16 protein-coding genes are annotated in these 19,564 nt (G+C 45.7%); 13 read left to right on the forward strand and 3 right to left on the reverse strand.

The annotated features are described in order from the left end of the window. Positions 1–66 precede the first annotated feature (66 nt). The 7 genes from dusB (at position 67) to envZ (ending at position 7,800) form a co-directional block, all read left to right on the forward strand. Positions 67–1,062, forward strand: a complete 996-nt coding sequence (gene dusB / locus PN836_RS12095) for a tRNA dihydrouridine synthase DusB (RefSeq protein WP_395338648.1) — start codon at positions 67–69, stop codon at positions 1,060–1,062. 31 nt (positions 1,063–1,093) lie between these two features. Further along, positions 1,094–1,387, forward strand: a complete 294-nt coding sequence (gene fis / locus PN836_RS12100) for a DNA-binding transcriptional regulator Fis (RefSeq protein ID WP_395338650.1) — start codon at positions 1,094–1,096, stop codon at positions 1,385–1,387. Positions 1,388–1,582: 195 nt separating this feature from the next. Beyond that, positions 1,583–3,205: a bifunctional phosphoribosylaminoimidazolecarboxamide formyltransferase/IMP cyclohydrolase gene (gene purH, locus PN836_RS12105; RefSeq protein ID WP_395338652.1), complete on the forward strand. Its 1,623-nt coding sequence runs from the start codon at positions 1,583–1,585 to the stop codon at positions 3,203–3,205. Between the two features lie 54 nt (positions 3,206–3,259). Continuing rightward, positions 3,260–4,552, forward strand: coding sequence for a phosphoribosylamine--glycine ligase (gene purD / locus PN836_RS12110; protein WP_395338654.1), 1,293 nt, complete (start codon positions 3,260–3,262; stop codon positions 4,550–4,552). Positions 4,553–4,637: 85 nt separating this feature from the next. Beyond that, positions 4,638–5,540: a phosphoribulokinase gene (locus tag PN836_RS12115; RefSeq protein WP_395338656.1), complete on the forward strand. Its 903-nt coding sequence runs from the start codon at positions 4,638–4,640 to the stop codon at positions 5,538–5,540. A gap of 117 nt (positions 5,541–5,657) precedes the next feature. After that, positions 5,658–6,428 (forward strand): two-component system response regulator OmpR, encoded by a 771-nt coding sequence (gene ompR / locus PN836_RS12120; protein WP_395338658.1) that lies wholly within the window; start codon positions 5,658–5,660, stop codon positions 6,426–6,428. A 40-nt stretch (positions 6,429–6,468) separates the two neighbouring features. Next, positions 6,469–7,800, forward strand: a complete 1,332-nt coding sequence (gene envZ, locus PN836_RS12125) for a two-component system sensor histidine kinase EnvZ (protein WP_395338660.1) — start codon at positions 6,469–6,471, stop codon at positions 7,798–7,800. Positions 7,801–7,824: 24 nt separating this feature from the next. Here envZ and PN836_RS12130 read toward each other — a convergent pair whose 3' ends face one another. Further along, on the reverse strand, positions 7,825–9,741 hold the full coding sequence (locus tag PN836_RS12130; protein WP_395338661.1) for an alpha/beta hydrolase family protein: 1,917 nt from the start codon (positions 9,739–9,741) through the stop codon (positions 7,825–7,827). Between the two features lie 249 nt (positions 9,742–9,990). On the opposite strand from PN836_RS12130, the gene PN836_RS12135 reads away from it, so the two are divergent. Then, entirely contained in the window at positions 9,991–10,680 is a 690-nt protein-coding gene (locus tag PN836_RS12135; protein WP_395338663.1) for a sulfotransferase, read from the forward strand. Next, positions 10,643–11,950, forward strand: coding sequence for a glycosyltransferase 61 family protein (locus PN836_RS12140; RefSeq protein WP_395338665.1), 1,308 nt, complete (start codon positions 10,643–10,645; stop codon positions 11,948–11,950). The genes PN836_RS12135 and PN836_RS12140 overlap by 38 nt, the downstream gene beginning before the upstream one ends. A gap of 19 nt (positions 11,951–11,969) precedes the next feature. Here the strand turns inward: PN836_RS12140 and hslO are convergent, their stop codons facing one another. Both hslO and PN836_RS12150 read right to left on the reverse strand, forming a co-directional pair. Next, entirely contained in the window at positions 11,970–12,872 is a 903-nt protein-coding gene (gene hslO / locus PN836_RS12145; RefSeq protein ID WP_395338667.1) for an Hsp33 family molecular chaperone HslO, read from the reverse strand. Positions 12,873–12,882: 10 nt separating this feature from the next. Further along, the gene (locus PN836_RS12150; RefSeq protein ID WP_395338669.1) at positions 12,883–13,323 is read right to left on the reverse strand and encodes an RNA-binding S4 domain-containing protein; all 441 of its coding nucleotides are present in this window, start codon (positions 13,321–13,323) and stop codon (positions 12,883–12,885) included. Positions 13,324–13,541: 218 nt separating this feature from the next. Between PN836_RS12150 and gspC the strand changes: the two genes are divergently transcribed. From gspC to gspF, 4 genes are all read left to right on the forward strand, one after another. Then, on the forward strand, positions 13,542–14,522 hold the full coding sequence (gspC, locus tag PN836_RS12155) for a type II secretion system protein GspC (RefSeq protein ID WP_395338670.1): 981 nt from the start codon (positions 13,542–13,544) through the stop codon (positions 14,520–14,522). A 133-nt stretch (positions 14,523–14,655) separates the two neighbouring features. Next, complete coding sequence (gene gspD / locus PN836_RS12160; protein WP_395345626.1) at positions 14,656–16,647, forward strand: type II secretion system secretin GspD; 1,992 nt, start codon at positions 14,656–14,658, stop codon at positions 16,645–16,647. Positions 16,648–16,739: 92 nt separating this feature from the next. Next, a complete protein-coding gene (gene gspE, locus PN836_RS12165; protein ID WP_395345628.1) occupies positions 16,740–18,329 on the forward strand; it encodes a type II secretion system ATPase GspE in 1,590 nt (529 codons plus the stop codon). After that, on the forward strand, positions 18,329–19,555 hold the full coding sequence (gene gspF, locus PN836_RS12170) for a type II secretion system inner membrane protein GspF (protein ID WP_395338671.1): 1,227 nt from the start codon (positions 18,329–18,331) through the stop codon (positions 19,553–19,555). The genes gspE and gspF overlap by 1 nt, the downstream gene beginning before the upstream one ends. Positions 19,556–19,564 lie beyond the last annotated feature (9 nt).

Consider the following 19,564-nt stretch of genomic DNA (forward strand, 5'->3'; position numbering starts at 1 on the left):
AAATGTGGCGCAAATTCGAGACAGTTTGTTAGAAACTTTTCACTAACGAAAGCGCGGAAGCATCATTTGCAGATAGGTCAATATACATTATCGAACAATTTGATACTTGCCCCCATGGCCGGCGTTACCGACCGCCCATTTCGTGAATTATGTCGAAAAATGGGCGCTGGGTTGGCGGTTTCTGAGATGCTCTCTAGCAATCCGAGGGTTTGGCAAACTGAAAAGTCGATGAATCGGATGAATCACGAAGGTGAGTTAGGCATTCGTTCGGTGCAAATTGCAGGAAGCGAACCAAAACTGATGGCACAAGCTGCCAGGTTAAATGTTGATAGCGGTGCGCAGATCATTGATATCAACATGGGTTGCCCGGCTAAAAAAGTAAACAAGAAATTGGCGGGTTCAGCGCTTTTACAAGACCCAAAGTTAGTCGAGCAAATACTCAGCGCAGTGGTAGATGCGGTCGATGTACCTGTTACCTTAAAAATTCGCACGGGTTGGAGCCCTGATAATAGAAACGGGGTGGAAATTGCTCAAATCGCCCAAGCATGCGGTATCCAATCGCTTGCCGTACACGGTAGAACGCGTAGCTGCATGTTTAAGGGTGAAGCGGAATACGAAACGATTAGAGCAATTAAACAAGCAGTTGATATCCCGATTGTTGCAAATGGGGATGTGACCAACGAACAAGAGGCTAAAAAAGTCTTAGCGTTTACCGGGGCAGACGGGCTCATGATTGGCAGAGCTGCACAGGGAAACCCGTGGATTTTTAAACAAATCCAACATTTTTTACAAACCGGCGACACCCTTGCAAAACCGAGTGTCACCGAACAAAGCGAAGTGCTAATTGGGCATGTGGAAGGACTTTACTCCCTGTATGGTGATTTTTCAGGTTTGAGGATTGCTCGTAAGCACGTTGGCTGGTATGTCACTTCGCATGACGAAACAAGGGAGTTTCGTCGGGTATTTAACGCATTAGAAAGTACCCACGCGCAAATTGCTGCGCTAAAGGATTATTTTTCATCGCTGTCGCGACAATCCAAAGAGATTGAAAGCGTAGCCTAGCATCAAATTTCAATAAAGAGAGCAGTACTATATGTTTGATCAAAATTTAACCTCGCCATTCACTACGACAGTGACAACACCTACGCACACTCAAGCTCAAAAACCTTTGCGCAGTTCAGTAAAGCAAGCGGTTAACAAATATCTTAAAGAGTTAAACAATCAAGATATTGATAATCTATATGAGCTGGTTTTGGCTGAAATTGAAGCGCCATTACTTGAAGAAGTGATGACTTACACTCGTGGAAATCAGACTCGTGCAGCGAACTTGATGGGAATTAACCGCGGTACCTTGCGCAAAAAACTGAAGCAGTATGGTTTAGGCTAAGCACTTGTACGCATTGAAGCATTGAAGCATTGATGATGTTTTTCTTAAAAACGTAGCGATTTATAAGATTCATTAAATGCCTATGCTAAAAAAGAGCGCAATTACGCGCTCTTTTTTGTTATTATCTTTTGCCCCTAAAGCACCCTAAAAAGCGCGATCCGTTTCGCACATAGCAACACTTCAACTGAGAATTCCATGCAACAACGAACCACTATCGAGCGCGCCCTTCTGAGCGTTTCTGACAAAACCGGCATTGTAGAATTTGCACAAAAACTTGCCCACATGAACGTAGAGATCCTATCCACCGGCGGCACAGCTAGCTTGCTTCGCCAAGCAGACATTGCGGTAAAAGATGTAAGTGAACACACCGGTCATCCTGAAATTATGGATGGCCGCGTGAAAACCTTACATCCAAAAGTTCACGGCGGCATATTGGGTCGACGCGATATAGACCAGCGCGTGATGGAAAAGCACGAGATCGCGCCGATTGATTTAGTGGTTGTAAATCTCTATCCCTTTGCAAAAACCGTAGCTAAAGATGATTGTAGCCTGGAAGATGCAGTAGAAAATATCGACATCGGTGGTCCCACTATGGTGAGGGCCGCCGCAAAAAATCATAAAGATGTGCTGATTGCTGTTGACCCTAAAGACTACGACAGCATTGTTGAAGAGCTCGCGCAAAACAACAAGAGTATCGCCTTTGCAACTCGCTTTGACCTAGCCCTTAAAGCCTTTGAACATACAGCGCAGTATGACGGCATGATTGCAGACTACTTGGGCAAGCAATTGAACAAAATGCAGCATGAAGCTGATAGTGCATCAACGAATGAAGATGACAGTGAACAAGACTACAGCGCATTCCCCCGAACCATTAACGTACAGATGCAAAAAAAGCAAGACTTACGCTACGGGGAAAATAGCCATCAAGATGCGGCCTTCTATGTTGAACATGAAGTTCAGGAAGCCTCTGTTGCCAGCGCAAAGCAGCTTCAAGGCAAAGCGCTATCATTTAATAACATTGCCGACACAGATGCAGCACTGGAGTGTGTAAAAGAATTTGACCAACCGGCATGCGTGATTGTGAAACACGCGAATCCTTGCGGTGTGGCAATTGCCGATACCATCAGCGAGGCTTATGAACGAGCCTATCAAACTGACCCGACTTCTGCCTTTGGCGGCATTATTGCGTTTAATCGGGAATTGGACGCGAAAACCGCTGAGAGCATCATTTCACGCCAATTTGTTGAAGTGATCATCGCGCCTACCGTGGCTGAAGATGCTAAGCAAGTGCTTGCTGCGAAGCAAAATGTTCGCTTGCTGGAATGCGGTGACTGGCGTGGACAGCTAACCGAAGGTTATGATTTTAAGCGTGTGAATGGCGGCCTGCTAGTGCAAGAGCGTGACTTTGGTATGGTGGAGCTTGATGATTTAAAAGTGGTCAGCAAACGCGCCCCTACACAAGCGCAACTCGATGATTTACTGTTTACTTGGAAAGTCGCGAAGTATGTAAAATCAAACGCTATCGTGTATAGCAAAGGCGGCCAAACCATTGGCGTTGGCGCGGGCCAAATGAGCCGCGTTTATTCGGCGAAAATCGCGGGCATCAAGGCAGCAGATGAGAACTTAAGGATTGAAGGCTGCGTAATGGCATCTGATGCTTTCTTCCCCTTTAGAGACGGCATTGATGCGGCAGCTAAAGCCGGTATCAAGGCAGTGATCCAGCCTGGTGGTTCAATGCGTGATAATGAAGTTATCGCAGCCGCTGACGAACATGATATTGCGATGGTCTTTACTGGCATGCGTCACTTTAAACATTAATTGTCTATGGGCCTTGTTGAAAATACCCATTAAAAACATAAAAAGGAAACTGACATGAAGGTTTTAGTGATTGGTAGCGGCGGTAGAGAGCATGCCCTTGCATATACCGCAGCGAAGTCTGACTTAGTCACTCAGGTATTTGTCGCGCCCGGGAATGCCGGTACTGAACTTGAAAGCACGCTAACAAATATCAGTATTTCGAGCGACGATAATGACGCATTACTGAATTTTGCTAAACAAGAAAACATCGACTTAACCATCGTTGGACCGGAAGCGCCTCTGGTTTCGGGTATTGTTGATTTATTTGAAGCCAATGGCTTGATGGCCTTTGGTCCATCGAAGCAAGCCGCACAGTTAGAAGGCTCAAAAGCATTTACCAAAGACTTCCTGCAAAAATACGCCATTCCCACTGGGGATTATCAAACCTTTGAACAGATTGACAAGGCTGTGGCCTATGTCAAAGAAAAAGGGGCTCCCATTGTAATAAAAGCGGATGGACTGGCGGCAGGCAAAGGCGTTATCGTTGCAATGGATGAAGAGACTGCCATCGACGCCATTAAAGATATGCTGGCAGACAATAAATTCGGCGATGCTGGCAGCAGAGTCGTGATTGAAGAGTTTTTAGATGGCGAAGAAGCCAGCTTCATAGTGATGGTAGACGGTAAGAATATTTTACCCTTTGCCACTAGCCAGGATCATAAGCGCGCCTTTGATGGCGATAATGGCCCCAATACCGGCGGCATGGGAGCCTATTCACCGGCGCCCGTGGTAAGCCCTGAGATTCATGCATCGATTATGGACACCATTATTAAGCCAACCGTTGAAGGCATGGCGAAAGATGGTGCGCCTTACAAAGGATTTCTATATGCCGGGCTCATGATTGATAAACAAGGTGTTGCCAAAGTCATTGAATACAACTGCAGATTTGGTGATCCGGAAACCCAACCCATCATGATGCGTCTGCAATCTGATTTAGTTGACCTGTGTATTAAAGCCTGTAAAGGCAAACTAGACCAAGCCACCATTGCGTTTGATTCACGACCTGCGGTTGGTGTGGTGCTTGCCTCTGGCGGCTATCCTGAGTCATATGAAAAAGGAAAGGTCATAAGCGGACTGGATAATGTGCCTGCAAGTCTTGGCAAGGTTTTTCATGCTGGAACTAGTTTCAAGGCACCCGACGATCAATCTGCCATCGTCAATACCGGCGGACGTGTGTTATGCGCTACAGCTATGGGCAATAATATTGAAGAAGCTCAAAAAAATGCCTATAAAATTGTCGATCTGATCAGCTGGGACGATATGTTTTATCGCACAGATATCGCATATAGAGCAATTGGGCGCGGATAGTCTGCGCCCAATATCTAATTAAAAAACCTTGACCCTCATTGCGCACTTGCTTATAACTGGTAGACGACTCGTAACAAGATGACCTATGTCTGTTAAACACCCCATTATTGCAATCACTGGTAGTTCTGGTGCAGGAACGACCACTACCACAAATGCCATTCGCCATATTTTTCGCAATCTAGAGATTAATGCTGCGACGGTCGGTGGCGATAGTTTTCACCGCTTCACACGACCTGAGATGGAAGTGGAGATTCGCCGTGCGCAAGAGCAAGGCAAGCACATCAGCTATTTTGGCCCAAAAGCGAACGACTTCGAGCTTTTGGAAGGGCTGTTTAAACAATACGGCGAGTCAGGCATTGGGCAGTTTCGCCAATATCTGCATACCTTCGACGAAGCCGTGCCCTTTAATCAAATGCCCGGCACCTTTACGCCATGGCAAGACTTACCCGAAAATACTGACTTACTCTTTTATGAGGGACTGCATGGCGGCGTGAGAACCGAAGACACAGATGTTGCTTCATTTGTTGACTTGCTCGTGGGCATGGTACCCATCGTCAATCTTGAGTGGATACAAAAAATTGTGCGCGACACCACTGACAGAGGCCACTCACGTGAAGCGGTAATGAGCAGCATTGTTCGAAGCTTGGACGATTATTTCCATTACATCACCCCGCAATTCTCGCGCACGCACATTAACTTTCAACGCGTGCCCACTGTGGATACCTCCAACCCCTTTAGCGCCAGGGAAATTCCCTCCCAAGATGAGAGTTTTGTCGTTGTGCGCTTTAGACGTGAAATGAAAAACGTTAACTTTACGTATTTGCTGCAAATGATTGATGGGGCATTTATGTCTCGCGTGAATACCTTGGTGGTTCCGGGTGGTAAAATCAGCCTTGCAATGGAGCTTATTCTTACACCCTTGATTGAAGAGTTGATGGACAAGCGCCGCAGAGCTGGCTTTCAAATGGATTGGGTGGCGGACCAATAGCTCCTTGTCTAGGTGAGCCAATACGCCTGAGTCGTTACAAGTTGTAACACATTGACATCCTCTGGCACTTAACTAAATCGATTCCCCTGAGTTATATTTAAATGTGTAAGCATATTTATGCTGACATTTAGTGATCTGCAAACGGGCATACAAGAGAGCATCATGGGACAAGAAACCACAAAAATTATTGTTGTAGACGACGATATGCGCTTAAGAGCGTTGCTTGAGCGCTACTTAGTGGAACAAGGTTATCAAGTGCGAAGCGCCGCCAATGGTGAACAAATGGACAGGCTCCTAGAGCGCGAAAACTTTCATCTTATGGTGTTAGATCTAATGCTGCCCGATGAAGACGGTCTATCAATATGCAGACGCTTGCGCCAGCAAAAAAACGAAATACCCATTATTATGCTGACGGCTAAAGGCGACGAAGTCGACCGGATAATCGGACTTGAAATGGGTGCCGATGATTACTTGCCTAAGCCCTTTAACCCAAGAGAGTTGCTTGCTCGCGCCAAAGCCGTACTTCGACGCAAAACCAATGAAGCGCCGGGTGCTCCCTCACTGGCTCAGCAGTTAGTGAGTTTTGGCTCCTACACGCTTAACTTAGCGACAAGAGAAATGACCGACGGTGGTAAGCCACTTTCCTTAACCAGCGGCGAGTTTGCGGTTTTAAAATCACTTGTGTCGCACCCGAGAGAGCCGCTTTCCCGTGACAAATTAATGAATTTAGCCAGAGGGCGTGACTACAGTGCGCTAGAACGCAGTATCGATGTTCAGGTGTCGAGGTTACGGCGCATGCTTGAAGAAGACCCAGCTAATCCACGCTATATTCAAACCGTTTGGGGACTTGGCTACGTGTTTGTGCCAGATGGAGAAAGCAGTGCATAAACCCCTTAGCTTGACTATGCGTTTGTGACTGTTTAACGAAATGCGCCTGATCCCAGAAAGCACCTTCTCGCAAACGGTTGTGCTCATCGGCTTGCTGTTATTAGTAAACCAAGTTGTTTCATACCTATCGATTACGCACTATTTTATTGGCCCCAGTTATCAACAAATTAATACCTTAATCGGCAATCAAGTATCCACTCTACTCCTGCGCGATCTAAACAGCCTCAGCGACGCAGACAAATCTGCTCTTAGGCGTAAAACAGGTATCGTGTTTCATGATGATTTGAGCGCGATGCACGCTGGTTTGAGCAACGCAACGTATTATGATTTTATGGCGTCAAGCGTATCCGAGAAATTGGGTGAGACCACGGATGTACGGGTAAAAACTGGAAAAGACTACATTGTTTGGGTACGTCCCAGTGCTTCTAAATACTGGATATCGATTCCTCTTGAGGGCATCGGTGAAAATGAACTCTCGCCGCTGACCATGTATTTTATTCTTATTGGTGGCTTGAGCGTGCTTGGCGGATGGTTATTTGTTCGCCGATTGAACACTCCGCTACAAGCGCTGCAACGAGCTGCCCGTAAAGTGGGGCGAGGCCAATTCCCAGAACCGCTGCCCTTATCGGGCAGCTCTGAGATTATATCGGTGACCGAAGCGTTTAATAGCATGTCGCAAAATATCAAGGCGCTTGAAAGTGACCGCATGCTTATGACCGCGGGCATTTCTCATGATCTAAGAACCCCATTGACGCGAATTCGTCTTGCCAGCGAAATGCTGCCTGATACAGAAGACTGGATAAAAGAAGGGATTGAGCATGATATCGACGATATGAACGCCATCATCGACCAATTCATTGACTATGCTCGCCAAGACCAGCAAGAAAATGCTGAAATACACAACATCAACGACCTGATCGAAGACTTAGTGAGGGCTCGCAAAATAGACGAAAGCCATCAGATTGCGCTGGAACTAAGTCAACTGCCGCCCATAATGCTGCGCGTAGTCGGGATAAAACGGGTGATAGAAAACCTGATTGATAACGCCTTCAAATATGCCAGCGCAAACATCGTGATTCAAACGCGCTTTAATCACAAGAGTCAGCGCGTATTTTGCGGTGTCAAAGACTTTGGTAAAGGGATTGCTGAAGAGGATATTGCTGAGCTGTTCAACCCATTTGCGCAAGGAGACAAAGCTCGCGCAACTAAAGGCTCAGGATTAGGACTTGCCATTGCTAGGCGGATCATTGAAAGTCATGGCGGCGAGATGGATTTTTACAACCACGAGAAAGGCGGATTAGTGGCAGGCTTTCACTTGCCACTGCACTATGTGTCCACCAAACCCGCTATTGTGGGTATGCATAAGGCCTGAAAACTTTCATGCGAAGATCACGACTCAAAGGTGCTGCTTTATGAAGCTATCAATTGCTTTTAATGCTTGCATTCGATTTTCAGCACCACTCAAATAGTGGTCACCCTTTTTCAGGCGAACAAAGGTCACGTCTTTATCGGCATCCTCAAGTGCATCCTCCATTCTTGTTGATTGGCGTACTTTAACAACACTATCTCTTTCACCATGAATCAACAATATCGGTATCTTGACGCGATCGGCAAAGTTGACTGGAGAGATCTTCTCTAAAAAGTCTTCTGAGACTGTACCCGCATTGATAACTCGCTCCCAGTAAGAAACCACCCAATGGTCACTTCCGTGGTCCATGCGTTCAGTTTTCATCATTCTCTCAAGATCTGACACGCCGTTTATGGATACCGCACATTGGTATACATCTGGCGTAAAAGTCGCGCCCGCTAGCGCCGCATATCCACCATAGCTTCCGCCAACAATGCAAACCTTTTGAGAATCGATGATCCCCCTCTTAGCAAGATCGTTGACCGCGTCGGTTAAGTCATCTTGCATTTCTTGACCCCATTTACCTCTACCTTTCAGCAGATGCGATAAGCCAAAACCCTTTGAGCCTCTGAATTGAGGTTGAATGACCGCATAACCCTGACTTGCGAAATACTGTGCAAAATAGTCAAAGCCCAGGGTGTCGTAACTTTCAGGACCGCCGTGAGGTAACATAATTGCGGGCAAATTTGCTGGCTCAACACCGCTGGGCAATGTGAGTAGTGATGGAATGTTTAAACCGTCACGCGCTTCATATTCATATATACTTACATTATGTACTTGCCCACCCAGAATATCTTTGCGTGCAGAAGCAACCATATCAAGAGCGCCCTTATTGTAGATAACATAGTCACCAGAGCTTAATTCACCCTCCATGTAAAATAGAATCTGTTCAAATCCTTGGGTATGGTCGCGAAGGGTGAAGGTATTATTAGGCATGGCCTTGGCTATACCGTTTAAGCGGGCGTTCAGACGCTTATCAAAAAATTCATAACTTGCTTTAAATCCAGAATAACGAACCCCATGAACCACTCTATCAAGCCCGGATATTAAAGACTCAACGTCTTTATCGGCATGACTAAATAGCGGCCCTTCGATACTTCCGTCAGCGAGCGCAATTGTATAGTAAGCCCAACGTCCATTTTCATTTTGTGAGCGAAAGACTAAGTGCTTGTAGTCGGGGGTAAAACCATCAAAACCTTTCGTTCTAAGCTCCGTTTCTTCTCTAAATATCTCTTTCCACTTACCATTTAAGCGCGCTTCAATTCTGTGCAGATTCGATTCATTGTCGTATCGCTCCCGAGCCAAGACCTCCCCATCATAGCCAACGAAGAAATCAATCGTATCGGAGGTACCACGCTGGTGAATTCTCGGCTCGCGACTACGGGTCAATTGCACTCGATATAAATTGTATGCACCTGGGCTCTTATAAGCAGGCATATAAGCGTATTTTTTATCTGCTGATATTCCAAGCACACGGCCAAGCGCGCTTTGCCCTTTATATATTCCTTTGCCTGGCTCAAGCAACTTAGTAAGCTTTTTCGTTTGCAAATCATAAACAACTGCAAAGCTCACATCATGGCGACCTCGAAAACCGCCAAGACGAGTATTGAATTCTGATGTCAGAATGATTTTGTCCTCGTCTACAAAGTAAATATTTCTAGGATTAACTGCCGAGATATCGACCAGACCAACCCGTGCCTGTTGCTTAAGGTCAACTGCGATTAGATAACTCTTATCACCTTCAGTTTGTCGATACGCAAAACGGTCAGCGCTCGGCGAAACCGCCATTAAGCTAATTCTCGGAAGCTTTGCATAGCTCTCGACAGAAATAAGCTCTTGCGCTTGCAAGTGATTATGAAACAAAAACGAAAATAAAATGGAGAGAAGTACGAGTGGTTTAAGCATGATTGTCCTTAATTACAAAGTATCGCTTCCTTTTTAGGATACCGAGTGAAAGTATCATTTAGAGCAGCAAAAGTCTCTACTAAATTGCTTAGAAAGTAAAAATTTTACATCTGTAAACTCATTGAGCATCTTCATTGGAGCCTTGGCGTCAATTATAACTTTTATAGACTTTTCTATCCCCATGAATGTAGTACACTCTGTGTCGACTCAATATTGCACGGTTTTAATCGTTAGAAAGGAATAAGCAAGATGCAGGTTTTATTTATTTTAGGAATGCATAGGAGCGGTACTTCTGCGCTTGCAAGATGTTTGCGAGAGATGGGTGTATCATTCAGCTTACCTTCTATTGAAGATGGATTCTGGGAAAAGCACATTGAGTATTACGGTGTGAATCAGCTAAATGAGAAAATTATGGGTTCGTGGAAAGACCCTGTAATGCCGAGTAATTTTTTCAAAAAACACTTGATGCACTTCAAAGCGCGACGATTTATTAATAATACGGTGCCTCGCGATAAGTTAGTTGGCATAAAAGATCCGCGGATGCTGCTTACAATCGATTATTGGACGCCTTACGTAGACAACTTTAACATTATTGGTATTTTCAGGCGTCCTGAAGAAATTGCCTCTAGCTTGTCAATTCGAGACGAGTATGGAAAAGCGAGTTTTGAGCAAGGGCTAAACTTATGGAAGGAATACAACGAAGGCTTACTTGCTATTCACGAACAACATGGCTTTCCCATCCTTGACTACAACCAAGCCAAAGCAGAATTTGGGCAAAACCTTGGCAAAGTATGTGAACAACTGGATTTACCTTTTGATGCCGCAGTGTTTGATGAGGTATTTACTGAAAAACAGCGGCATCATCATTCTGAAAACATCCCTGACGAGCACTTAGAGGTTTATGAAAAACTTATGGCAATTAGTCAGCAAATTAACTGAGCCAGTTACTCGCCATATTCGAGCGCGTACCTCAACTAATTCGCCTCAAAAGCCAGCGAAGACTCGACACATAGAAAACGCTACTGCCTTTTCCAAGGTCAAGCTCATGCCCTATGCCCAAGGCTCAAGCCCTAACAGGCTTATAGGTGGTTTAATCTTGGATAATAAACCCGATTACTTTGACCATTGGAGCTACAACCCGGTCGCAAGTCGCGTTCATAAGTTGGTAAACGTAAGTGAGCTAAAACCGGTAGATGCGGAAACTTCATTCAAATCTCAGCGCGGTCACTATTTTTACGGTGGACCTGCTTTTTTTAATTACGGTCATTTTTTGGCTGAAAGCATTCATCGTTTGCGCCCCTTACTGTCTATTTGTGAAACACAAAAAATTAAGGGGGTTGTCTTCCAGCCTCAAGTGGTTCGAAATCAAGGTGGAAGGTTAGCGGAGCAATTGCCACCGCATTTTTACGACGCGCTTGCATATCTTGGTATTCCCAAAAAAAAGGTCGTTATTCAGAAAACGCCCTGCGAATTTGAGACCCTTTGGGTATCCCCCCAAGAAAGCCATTTTAGAAGCCAAAAGCCCATCTCGGAGGAATATCGACGCTTTCTTTGCGGGCGAGAAAAAGCAGTAGGATTAGATACCAGCCATCATTTACCAAACAAGCTGTATGTTTCTCGAAAGAACTACCTGACTTCGGGCACCTACGCTGGCGAGGCATACGTGGAATCTGTGCTGAAAGAAAACGGGTTTTTCATATTCTATCCTGAAAACCACGACCTCATGACTCAGCTAAGTCACTACAAAAGCGCAAGAAAAATCATTATTTCTGAGGGTTCTGCAATTCACACCATGGAGTTGCTTGGCAGCATAAAAGCTGAAATTTTAGTTATCCAGAGACGACTGCAAACCTTTAAGTTTTTTGCGCCACTTTTAGAAGCCCGAGCTGAGAAGGTGCAGTTTTTTGCCGATGTTGAAGTTTTGCCATCACTTCGCACCACAAAACTTTCTCCTGCACCATTGCCGTGCTCTGCCTTAGCAGTTGTAAATATTGACGCACTAGCGCAAATACTACGCAATATGTTTGATATTGTTGGGCTTGACAGAGAAGAAATGCAGGCACAGATCAATAAAGATATTCAGTGCTACTTTGACCAATATGCGCCAACGCTTCGAGACACTCAAGCACAAAGCACATACATTAATTCATTCATTACACGCTGCGAAGCGCTGGGCCTTCCATTGCCTAAGAGCACTTCACTCACTTAGACCAAATTGCCTGGTAAGCTCAGTGTTTGACTTTGCCCACCGTGTCTTCAAATACTTTAAAGTTGTCCGCATGTATATTCTCAACATCCACTTGGTCAAAGCGATATTCTGAATGACAGAACTGACAGTTCATTTTTATACTGCCATCTTCATTGATGATTTGTAATAGCTCACTTTTTGAAATGTTTCGAAGCGCATTGGCACTGCGCGCTTTCGAACAGTCACATTCAAAGGTCACCGTTTGAGCCTCAAACAATCGAATATCCTCTTCATGGAAAAGTCGATGAATTAGCGTCTGGGGCGCAAGTTTTAACAGCTCATCTTCTTTCACTGTGTCGGCAAGCACCGATAAATGCTCAAAATCTGGGTTATCGCTACTTTGCACGGTTTCGCTGGTTTGAGGCACAATTTGTAACAACAAACCTGCAGCGCGAGCATCCTTTTGCAAATCGGTCGCCAAATAAACCTTGGTAAGCAACTGCTCTGATTGTAAAAAATAATCTTCTAAACATGCCGCTAAATTGTCTTTATCAAGCGCGACGATGCCTTGATAACGCTCGCCGTCAGCAGGTGCCAGCGTGATTGCCAGTGCGCCTTTTTGAAAAAGCTTTGAAAACTCGGTGGGAATGTCTTTAACGGATTCATCCCATCGCGCAACGCCACGCAGTTTTTGTTCATGCGTCCCATTAATCACTGCATACTTCAATATGCCCTCGCTTTGCACTTGAAGTGCCAGCTCTCCCTTAAATTTTAGCGTTGCGGTGAGCAAACTCGCCGCTGCCATTAGCTCCCCTAGCAATGATGCAATAGCCGGTGGGTAATGATAAGAGTCTAAGACCGCTTGAAAGCTCTCTTGCAGCTGAACGATTTCGCCACGAATTGACCTGTTATCAAACAGAAAACGGGTAAGAGTGTTGGCCATGAATTAACCTTTATTGATTTTTAAATTTAATAATTTGTCGACGCTGTTTTTTATCCGGCCGGCTGTCAGGGCGTGGACTATGAAAAGCACTGAGCTTTCTTGCCTCGGCATTCCGCTCCCTTAAAGCCATACTCTCTGGAGTTTCGGTGTACATTTTTTGGGCTAAGGGTGCTGATTGTCGCTTGTCCTTTATTTGCTCAATCACCACTGTTTTCAAGTCAAAGCCCGCAGGAATTTTTACCTTTGCACCAAGCTCTACCGTTCTGGACGGTTTTGCGCGCTGGTCATTATAAGTAATTTTACCGGATTGAATAAGCTCTCGAGCGATAGCGCGAGTTTTACAAAAGCGCGCGGCCCAAACCCACTTGTCCAAACGCACAGCTACACCATTATCTGCAAGCGCCTGTGCACCCTTACTAACTTTTTTATTCTGTTGTTTTGCACTTTTCATGAACACTTAGGTCTATTTCTTACTATCAGTATTTGTTAATTTTTTATCACAAGGCACGCTAGCTGTTGTTCATGTCTGCCACAGTAGTTATTATTACGCTTTGGATAGGTAATAGTTTTTAGGCATGTTAAATATATCTATTCACTATGCTTTACTGAGCTTATGAAGGATAATGACATATGGTGTGTTATCTAGTAGTTTTGTTCAATTAGGACACAATGGCAATCGAAAAAGTAAATTTGGCGCCCGCACTGCGGTTTTACCAACAAAATGATAAGTATCTTATCTTGCTGGTAGTCATTCTGCTCGCCTTGTATTTGATTGCCTTTGCGGCAAAACTTACATGGCAACTCATTCCAGAACCGCAAGTCCAGCAGAGTTCAGGCATCAACAGTACATCGCTAGCATCGACAAATAATAGCAACAGTAATCGCACCAGTCTTGACCGTCTTTTGGCACTGAACTTATTTGGTGATGCCAGCGCTCAGCCTGTCGTTGAACAAGCGCAAGATATAACTGAAGCGCCAGAGACGCAGTTGAATTTAGTATTGTCTGGTGTGGCGGCAAGCTCTGACCCAAGTGACGGCGCGGCCGTAATTGAATATCAAAATAATCAAAGCACCTATGGTATCGGCGATAAAATTGACGGCACGCAAGTCACTCTTGACGAAATATATGCTGACCGAGTTATTATCAAAAACCGCGCTACCCGTGAGACCTTAATGCTCGAAGGCATCGATTTCGATGAAGCGAATCGCGACCGTGAACAAAATACAGACTCAAACCAAACAATAAGCACCGACAGGCGCTTTAGTGCGCCACCAGCGCTGGAAAGTGAAGACCTTCGGCAAGTCCCCAGAGCGGATGCACAAACACTTCGAGCGGCGCAACAACGATTACAAGAGGATCCCGCAAGCTTTGCAGATTATGTCAGGCTAAGCCCAGTGCTAGAAAACGGCGGATTTGTCGGATATCGCATTGCGCCGGGTAAAGAGCCCTCTTTGTTTGAACAAGTGGGTCTTAAAAATGGCGACGTAGTTATCGAACTCAACGGTTATGATTTGACCGATGTCGCTCAAGCAAAAGAAGCAATAACCCTATTAAACGACGCAGAAAGTTTAGATTTTGAGATTTTGCGCGACGAAAATGTTATTTCAATAAGTGTCGAAATGCCGAGATTTCCGGACGACTCGATATGATTAAGGTTGTATATATATGTTAGCTAAGCATGGCAAAGCTTCCAATGGACGGAAACAAACGATGAATTTACGAAGTGTGGCCTTGGTTGTCACCATGTCACTTGGCATGGCGCTATTTTCGCTTAAAACCGACATGGCACAGGCTCAGGCGAATAACCAAACCGGTGAGCCGAAGGTTTATCAACCTAATTTTAAAAATACTGAAATCACAGAGTTTATCAATACAGTCGGTAAAAACCTGCGACGAACCATCATTGTTGACCCTAATGTTCGTGGCAAAATCACCATTCGAAGCTACGACCCGCTTAATGAACAGCAATACTACCAATTTTTCCTAAACGTGCTGCAAGTTTATGATTTTGCAGTCGTTGAAATGCCCAATGGCATTTTAAAAGTCGTGCGCTCAAAAGACGCAAAAGCGTCGAATATTCCCGTGGTCGAGGGCACAAAGTTCAATGGGGATGAAATGATTACGCGCGTTATGCCGGTATACAACGTTCCGGTGCGAGAGTTAGCGCCCATCCTTCGCCAATTAAACGATCAACAAGGCGGCGGCAACGTAGTCAGTCACGACCCATCAAACGTCATGATGCTTACAGGTCGCGCTGCGGTGGTTAATCGCTTAGTTGAAATTATTGAACGGGTAGATAGAGCCGGCGATGAAGAAGTAGAAGTGGTGAAACTTAAATATGCATCCGCTTCGGAAATGGTGCGCATTATTGAAAGCATTAGTAATTCTGCTGGCAATCAGGCCGCGGGCGGCAAATCCACACCACGCGTGGTTGCTGATGATAGAACTAACAGCGTTATTGTGAGCGGTGACGTAAAAGCGCGTCAGCGTTTAATTAATCTTATTGAACGCATGGACCAAGAGCTTGAAACAAGCGGAAACACCCGCGTTATATTCTTAAACTATGCCAAAGCAGAAGACTTAGTCAAAGTGCTGCAAGGCGTCAGTGCATCGATTCAAGCCGAGACACAGCAAGGCGGTGGACAGCAAACGCGTCGCTCAGGCGGCAGTAACCGTGATGTGAGTATTGATGCGCACGAAGACAGTAATTCTTTGGTGATCACAGCCGAGCCCGACATGATGCGCTCATTGGAAGAGGTAATTCGCCAACTTGACGTGCGCCGAGCTCAGGTGCAGGTGGAAGCAATTATCGTCGAGGTGTCTGAAGGCGATGGCGTTACGCTTGGTGTGCAATGGGTGTCTGAAGAAGGCGGTGGTACGCAGTTTAATAACGGTGTTATCCCAGTAGGTGGTCTTGGGGTTGCGCTAAGAGAGGCAGAAGATAGAACAGTTCAGCGGTCCACCGTGACGGCTAACGGAGAGGTTGTACAGTCAGAAGAAACCATTGAAGGTAACTTAACACCCCTGGCTCAGCTTCTTGGAGGCGCCAACGGGATGATTGCTGGTATCATTGAAAACGGATGGGGCGCAGTAGTGCAAGCGGTCAGCAACGATACCAATTCGAATATTTTGGCCACACCTCATTTAACCACTATGGATAACGAAGAAGCCTTCTTCATCGTGGGCCAAGAAGTCCCTATTATCACTGGAACAAGTACAGGTGATAACAACTCTAACCCCTTCCAAACTGTCGATCGTCAAGAGGTGGGTATTAAGCTCAAAGTCACGCCTCAAATAAATGAAGGCGATGCGGTGCAAATGACCATTGAACAAGAAGTGTCTAGCGTCAGCGGCGCTACAGCCGTCGATATCTCAATCAATAAACGTGAAATTAAAACGACCGTGATTGTGGATGATGGCGGCACGATTGTGCTGGGCGGTTTAATTGATGATGATGTGCAAGAGAGTGTGTCAAAGGTTCCTTTGCTGGGCGATATTCCCATACTCGGCCATTTGTTTAAGTCCACCTCGACGACAAAACGCAAGCGTAACTTAATGGTGTTTTTACGCCCCACCATCGTACGAGATGGCGTAACGATGAATAAGATAAGCCACAAAAAATACAACTTTATGCGAGCGCAACAACTCATGCGCCAAGCGCAAGGCGTTCCTTTGATGCCAAACACCACCGGTCCGGGCTTACCTGCTTGGGATGATGCGCTCACGCTGCCGCCGTCGTTTGACGACTATATTAAAGAACAAGAAGAGCAGTAAGGGTCGACATGGCGGAAAAACACGAGTCAACAAAGCGCGACGAGCACCTACCAATCATAACTCAAGCCGAACAATCGGTGGAACTTGAGCAAATGCAAGGCGAGGCCTCCTTTGATGAAGACATACTCGATGGAGCGGTTGGCGATGCAGCACTTGATGCTAACTTAGATACCGCAGAAGAAGAATCGCCAATTGACGAAGATACGGTAGTATCGCGTCAAGTGCCCTTTGGTTTTGCTAAACGCCATCATGTACTCCTGGATTTAGAACACGACCCAATTATTTTGTACCACACCCAAGACACGCAATTGAAAACCATCGCTGAAATGCGACGTTTTGTGGGTGAAGGCTTCACTTTGTCTCGCCTAGATCACGATAATTTTGAGCGAATGCTCACCGACTCCTTTCAGCGAAACTCGTCAGAAGCTAAGCAGCTGATGGAAGACTTAGGCAATGAAAGTGACTTATTCTCCCTTGCTGAAGATTTACCCGACACTGAAGATTTGCTCGATAACGAAGATGACGCGCCCATTATCAAACTTATCAACGCCATGCTTGGCGAAGCGATAAAAGAAGGCGCCTCTGATATCCATATTGAAACCTTCGAAAATCAACTGATCGTGCGTTTTCGCGTTGACGGCGTCTTACGTGAAATCCTGCGACCGAATCGTAAGATGTCATCCATGCTGGTATCGCGCATTAAGGTGATGTCAAAAATGGACATTGCCGAAAAACGCGTGCCTCAAGACGGTCGTATTAGCCTTCGCATTGGCGGCAGAGCGGTTGACGTGCGCGTATCGACCATGCCCTCAAGCCATGGCGAGCGAGTCGTATTACGTTTGCTGGATAAAAACAATGCGCGCTTAAATCTTGAAGATTTAGGCATGACTTTACACAATCGTGAGCACTTTTCATCGCTCATCCGCAAACCTCACGGCATTATGCTAGTAACCGGCCCCACCGGCTCGGGTAAAAGTACCACCTTGTATGCGGGTTTAAGTGAAATTAACTCAAAAGACCGCAACATACTTACCGTTGAAGACCCGATTGAATTTGATCTAGAGGGCATTGGCCAAACTCAAGTCAATCCAAAAGTCGACATGACCTTTGCCAGGGGCTTACGTGCAATACTGCGTCAAGACCCTGATGTGGTCATGGTCGGTGAAATTCGTGATATTGAAACCGCACAAATTGCCGTGCAGGCCAGTTTAACCGGTCACTTGGTGCTATCGACCTTGCATACCAATACGGCTGCCGGTGCGATAACGCGTTTAGAAGACATGGGCATTGAACCGTTCTTACTCTCGTCAAGTTTGCTGTCAGTACTTTCTCAGCGATTGGTAAGAACCCTATGTAACGACTGTAAAGTTGCCCATGAGCCGAGTGAAAAAGAAGGCGAAGTACTTGGCATCACCGCAAGTGACGCCCAAAAGCATGTTATCTACAACCCTAAAGGTTGCACCGCTTGCAATTATACGGGATATCGCGGACGAACAGGCATACATGAACAATTGATTGTTGATGAGACCATACGCGAAATGATGCACGAAGGCCGCGGCGAACAGGCTATAGAAAAATACATCAGAAAAAACACACCCTCTATTCGTCAAGACGGCTGCGATAAGGTGCTTGCGGGTATTACTTCCCTAGAAGAAGTGCTTAGAGTCACACGAGAAGAATAATGCCAGCGTTTGCCTACAAAGCGCTCGATTCGCGCGGAAAAAATAAAAATGGCGTACTGGAGGGCGATACCCCTCGCCAAATCCGCCAGCAGCTTCGCGAAAAGTCACTGATACCGGTCGAGGTGAATCAAGTTGCTCAGGAGAAAACACAAAGCGCTAAACCGAAATTGTTTTCGTCTCGCTCAACGAAAATTTCTGTTGCCGATTTGTCGCTGCTAACCAGGCAACTCGCCACCCTAATAGAGTCTGCACTTCCTATTGAAGAAGCACTTCTAGCAGTTGCGGAGCAATGCGAAAAACCCAAGCATAAGAATATGATGATGGCCGTGCGCAGCAGAGTCGTTGAAGGTCATCCCCTTGCTAAAGCGATGTCTGACTTTCCACGCGTGTTTGACACCTTGTATCGTGCAATGGTATCTGCTGGCGAGCGTTCAGGTCATTTAGACACAGTGCTTAGTCGCCTTGCTGACTACACGGAAAAGCGCCATCGCACGTCAGGACAGATATCCCAAGCTTTGATTTACCCCATCGTGATGTTGCTTGTAGCGGTATCGGTTGTCATTTTGTTATTGACCGCGGTTGTGCCAAAAATCGTCGGTCAATTCGATACTATGGGGCAGGAGCTGCCTTTAGCAACACGTATTTTAATTGGCATTAGCGATTTTTTGCAGAATTATGGAATCATCGCTGGGATTCTAATCGCTATTTTGATTTTGTTGACCAATCGCGTTCTTCAAATCCCCCGGATTGAGTTGGCGTGGCACAAACGACTCTTATTTTTACCGGTTATTGGCAAACTTGCTCGCGGAACTAACACTGCGCGTTTTGCTCAAACATTAAGTATATTGTCGGCAAGTGCAGTACCATTGCTTGAGTCTATGCGGATTGCAGGTAATGTACTAGAAAACAAGCATTTACAAAACTTGGTCGCCGAAGCAGCAATTAAAGTCAAAGAAGGCAGTAGTTTTCGCGCAGCGCTTGAAAACACCAAGGTGTTCCCGCCAATGATGATGCACATGATTGCGTCTGGCGAGCGCTCCGGAGAACTACAGCAAATGCTGGCACGCGCAGCTGACAATCAAGAACGCGAGCTTGAATCAACCATAAGCATTGCATTAAAGATATTTGAACCGATGTTAATAGTAACAATGGCAGCAATTGTTCTGTTTATTGTGATGGCTATACTGATGCCAATATTGGCATTAAATAATTCAGTCGGTCTGTGATAAAGGAAA

This window comes from Ningiella algicola, from assembly GCF_028401415.2.
Lineage (GTDB): Bacteria > Pseudomonadota > Gammaproteobacteria > Enterobacterales > Alteromonadaceae > Glaciecola.